General features: G+C 72.6%; 1 protein-coding gene and 1 pseudogene. Both read left to right on the top strand.

The window, feature by feature from the left end:
• Positions 1–129 precede the first annotated feature (129 nt).
• Entirely contained in the window at positions 130–768 is a 639-nt protein-coding gene (locus tag ACFV6I_RS39675; protein ID WP_063352308.1) for a DUF6461 domain-containing protein, read from the top strand.
• Positions 769–933: 165 nt separating this feature from the next.
• Positions 934–1,191 (top strand): annotated as a pseudogene (locus ACFV6I_RS39670) (transposase family protein); the annotation flags it as partial.
• Between the last annotated feature and the right edge of the window lie 169 nt (positions 1,192–1,360).

Here is a 1,360-nt window from a genome sequence, read left to right as displayed (position 1 = left end):
GGGCCCTGGCCAGTGGTGACGGAGGAGTCGGTGCTCGACCGTGGCGAGGAATGGCTGGAGCCCGAGTTGTCCCGGGCGCGGCCGCGGAGCCCCGACAACGAACGGCCCAGCAGAAAGAGGATCGCGACGATGACCACGCAGGACCCCTGGTGGGCGCACGACATCATCGTGTGCCTGACCTTCGCCCGCCACCGCGGCCCCGCACACGTCCTCGCCGCCTACGGGGCAGCCGCCGAACCGGTCCGGGAGCTGACGCTGCAGCAGGCCCGCACCACCCTCCCGATCGCGGAGGGAGGCGTCGTCCTGCGCACCGGTGTCCTCGGGGACGGGGAGTGGGCGTTCTGCCACGAGAGCGGCGAGCCCGAGGGCTTCAAGGAGGCCGTGCTCTCACGCCTGTCGGCAGGCACCGAGGCCGTCCAGCTGTACAGCGTCAACGGCATGACCACCCTCGAACGCTACCGGGACGGCGTACGGATCGAGTCCTTCGAAGCGGGCTTCCCGTCGACGCTGCGCAGCGGCCCGGACCACCCGCTGTGGGACGCGGTCCAGGTGCTCCCGGACCGCTCCACGGCCACGCAGGCGGCCGAGGGCGTCCAGGCGTACCTGGGCGTCCGCATCGACGGCGACGTCCTGGAAGGCCCTCTGCCCACCGCGTACCTGCCTCCGGAGCGACGGGCGCCACTCTCCTCCCGCGCCCCCGCAGCCCCGGAGGACGCGTCCTCACAGGGGCTCGGCCGCCTCCTCCCAGGGCTTCCCCCGCACCCCTAACCCGCCGGCGCAGGACGCCACCGCTCGGGACGCCACCGGCCTCGACCTCCACCCCGCCAGAATGGGGTCTGTACAGTCAAAGGCTCTGTCCCGTAATCGGTGGTGACGAAGGGTGACGTCGGTCGTTGGCATGATGTGCGTGATGTCAACGAGCTTGTGAGCGTGGTGTTTTCGGGGCTGTCGGCCCTCGTCATCGAGGGGGTGGCGGACGAGGGCGAGGTCATCCGGGTGTCGGCGCGGACGCGGGATGATCCGGTACCGTGCCCGGTGTGTGGGCGGCCGACGGGGCGGGTGCACGGGTTCCACGGCCGGGTGGTCGCGGATGTCCCGGTGGATGGGCGGCGGGTCGTCGTCTCGGTGCGGGTCCGACGTCTGGTCTGCCCGGTGCTCGGCTGCCCACGGCAGACGTTCCGCGAGCCTGTTCGCGCAGATGCTCGACGGTCTCGCGCACCAGCCGCTGCCGGGTGCTGATCTTCTCCAGCATGTCCCTCATGGGGTCCTCCCGCCGTCGTCGGCCCGCGCGGTGGGCGGGTCGCGGCCGCGCGGCGTGGCGGGGGGGGGGAGCCCGGGGGGCAAGACGGAGGGGAGCACA

Origin of the sequence: Kitasatospora sp. NPDC059803 (genome assembly GCF_042732255.1) — a bacterium.
GTDB lineage: Bacteria > Actinomycetota > Actinomycetes > Streptomycetales > Streptomycetaceae > Kitasatospora.
Note: the sequence above shows the minus strand (reverse complement) of the source record. Positions and strands in the feature narration are given on the sequence as shown.